4 protein-coding genes are annotated in these 1,736 nt (G+C 53.1%); 1 reads left to right on the top strand and 3 read right to left on the bottom strand.

Annotated elements, in window-relative coordinates; all coding sequences use genetic code 11:
* Nucleotides 1–379, top strand: a 379-nt coding sequence (locus tag MVG27_RS06995; RefSeq protein ID WP_366078917.1) for an aminoacyl--tRNA ligase-related protein, incomplete at its 5' end; no start/stop codon positions are given.
* Between the two features lie 98 nt (nt 380–477).
* Here MVG27_RS06995 and MVG27_RS06990 read toward each other — a convergent pair.
* From MVG27_RS06990 to MVG27_RS06980, 3 genes are all read right to left on the bottom strand, one after another.
* A complete protein-coding gene (locus tag MVG27_RS06990; RefSeq protein WP_297556424.1) occupies nt 478–936 on the bottom strand; it encodes a type II toxin-antitoxin system VapC family toxin in 459 nt (152 codons plus the stop codon).
* Nucleotides 917–1,087, bottom strand: coding sequence for a hypothetical protein (locus tag MVG27_RS06985; RefSeq protein WP_297556422.1), 171 nt, complete (start codon nt 1,085–1,087; stop codon nt 917–919). The genes MVG27_RS06990 and MVG27_RS06985 overlap by 20 nt, the downstream gene beginning before the upstream one ends.
* Before the next feature lie 45 nt (nt 1,088–1,132).
* Nucleotides 1,133–1,736: nucleotidyltransferase domain-containing protein (locus tag MVG27_RS06980; protein ID WP_297556420.1), on the bottom strand; the 604-nt coding region annotated here is incomplete at its 5' end.

The raw sequence follows: 1,736 nt of genomic DNA, 5'->3' as shown, positions 1-1,736 counted from the left end.
ATTCCAGGCTTTGGAGATCCCGTACAGGGTGGTCAACATCTGCACCGGCGACCTCGGCTACGTTGCGGCAAAGAAGTACGACATCGAGGCCTGGATGGCCGGCCAGGGCAAGTTCCGCGAGGTCGTTTCCGCGAGCAACTGTACCGAGTGGCAGGCGAGGCGCTTGAACATCCGCTACCGCGACAAGACCCACGAGAAGCCGAAGTTCCTCCACACGCTCAACTCAACGGCAATAGCCACATCGAGGGCAATAGTTGCCATCCTCGAGAACCACCAGACGGAGGAAGGCGTTGTAAAGCTACCGAGGGCGCTCTGGAAGTACACCGGCTTCAAGGAGATCCTGCCGGCGAGCATAAAGGAGAAGTGCTGTCAGGGCTGATTTTCTTTCCCTTTTAACCCCTTTCCAGAATCTCTCATTGGGGTGTTGTTCTGCATACAGTACACGGGTTTATAAAGGGCTGTACTGTATACAGTCCGCTATACCCTTGAGAGTTCCTCGAGGGACAAAATTAACAGAAGATTCTCGTTCCGTGCCATGTTCTCAAAGTCTTTATCGAGAGTTATTATCCCATCAAGCTTGTAGAAGAGGGCCGCCCCGGCAATCATCGCATCATTGGGAAGGAGGCCGTATTCATCGACCAATCTCCTGGAAATGGCAAACACGAATTCGTTTGTGTCGAGAAACTTGAACAGAGATAGAAGCTCATAAACAGGTCCTTTTTGGACCGCTTTGACCAAATCTGGTTTTTTCTTAAGCGTTCTAAAGCTCCTGCCAGTTTTGAGCTTTAGATACACAAAAATGACTTCTGAGGCAACGGTTTCGTTGATATACCCTTCTGCATCCCCCTCAATGAGAGCCTCAAGAAGTTCAGTGGCCTCGGGGTTTCCCTTCAAGTGCTCGACAAGAACGGTGGAGTCAACCATAAAGCTCCTCATAAATCTCCACCTTCAGCTCTTCGGCGGACTTTTCGGTTTTCAGTATTCCCGCCGTCTTTTTCAGAATCTCACGCCTCTTTTCAAGCTCTTGGAGGTACTCCTTGACTTTTTTCTCAAACTCCTTGGGAACCTCAACCTTAACGGTTTCCACGCTCTCCCACCAAGGTTCCTTCTGTCTTGAAAGATATAAGGGTTGCTAAACCCCTCCCCGCTCCCTCACCTTCCTCCTCACGTTGGGGTCGCGGTCGGCTATTATCTTGAGGGCCTCCTCAAAACTCATCCAGTCCGGAACCTCCTCGTTTATGTAGATCCCCGTCCTCCCGATCCTGTCGCGCCTCGTGAGCACGTGGACGCGCTCCGTAACGACCTCAACGCTCACCCCGAGGGTTTTCGCGACCTCGCTCTCCCTACCAATGACCTCGCGCTCGATGTGGCCCCTCTCCGTCGGGACGATGAGGATGAGCTTCTTGTTCACCCCGGGAACGCGCTCCTTCGTTTTGACGCTCCAGAGATCGATAGCCCCACCCCAGCGGTAGAAGTCAAGCTCCCTATCATTAGGCTCGATGAGGGGGAAGGTGATGGTTGTCTCCTCGTCAATCTTAATGACGCCCTTGATGAGGTGCCAGGGAGTTGCCATGACGATCTTTCTCCGCCTCACTAGGTCTTCCAAGGCCAGCTCGATGAGGTAGCTCGGAACCCTCACAGGGATGAAGATGTCGATGTCACTGTCCCGCCTGACGTCTCCCCTGGCAACGCTCCCGTAGAGGAGCGGATCGAACTGGGCTAACATCTCCATTATC

This window comes from Thermococcus sp., from assembly GCF_027011145.1.
Classification (GTDB): domain Archaea; phylum Methanobacteriota_B; class Thermococci; order Thermococcales; family Thermococcaceae; genus Thermococcus.
Note: the sequence above shows the minus strand (reverse complement) of the source record. Positions and strands in the feature narration are given on the sequence as shown.

Excerpts from the sequence above, each read along its gene's own strand:
- MVG27_RS06990 (WP_297556424.1), bottom strand. The coding sequence starts at position 936 with ATGAGGAGCTTTATGGTTGACTCCACCGTTCTTGTCGAGCACTTGAAG.